The following is a 798-nucleotide window of genomic DNA, read 5'->3' on the forward strand; positions in this document are numbered from 1 at the left end:
GCAACGACATGAACCTTTCGACCCACGATGGCGGGAAGGAGCAAACCGTCCTCAGTAGCTGCAAGCCATAAACCCCTTCCGTCGGCCACCTGTAGGGTCAACGAGACAGCCCGCCGTCGTCGCGATCCCGGCCGCGACTGCGAAGCCGTTGGGCCTGCCGCTGGCGTGTCGCCTCGCGCTGTTCGGCGAGCAGCTTCTCGCCCACGGCCTTGATGATCTGGGCCGCCTTGGCCTGCATATCGCGATTAAGCGGCCCCAGAGCGTCCAGAACGGGCTTCAGGCGGTCACGCAGGCTCCGGGCTGTCTCCTGTGCCTGCCGGGCCTTCTCGCGCTCCTGACGCGCTCCTGCGGCCGCTGCGACGGTCGGGCCATACCCTTCCCTGACGGCAGCGGTCACGCGGGCGGCCACGGCCTCCGGCGTCTCCACGTCCTTCGAGAAAATCCCCTTGCGCAGCACCCGCGGCTCGATGGCCTGCGGCGTGATGGTGGCGTGCCCGGGCTGGCGCTCGATGGCGCCGTAGTAGCTCTGGACGCGCTGATGGGTGGCCCGGCTGCCCTCGATGCCGCGTTCCAGCCCGAGATCCCTCACCGCCTCGGCAAAGCTGGTCTGGTCGGCCCGCATCTTGTCGCGGCCACCGATGAACTCCTTGGCCGACAGCCGCCCGTCCTGCGTCAGCGGCACGACGAAGGCCGACAGGTGCGGGGTGGCCTCGTCGCGGTGGATGCTGGCCGTCACGATGCGATCCGCGCCGTATTTGGCCGCCAGCCAGCCCGGCGCCTGGTCGAAGAACGCGGCCT

The 798-nt window shown here is 69.4% G+C and carries 1 protein-coding gene; it reads right to left on the reverse strand.

Annotation, left to right across the window (positions count from 1 at the left end; genetic code table 11):
* Positions 1-97: 97 nt before the first annotated feature.
* The coding region (locus tag G3R49_RS19935) for a plasmid recombination protein (RefSeq protein ID WP_167870833.1) at positions 98-798 on the reverse strand (701 nt) is incomplete at its 5' end.

The sequence above is a fragment of the Shewanella sp. WXL01 genome, from assembly GCF_012263345.1.
GTDB lineage: Bacteria > Pseudomonadota > Gammaproteobacteria > Enterobacterales > Shewanellaceae > Shewanella > Shewanella maritima.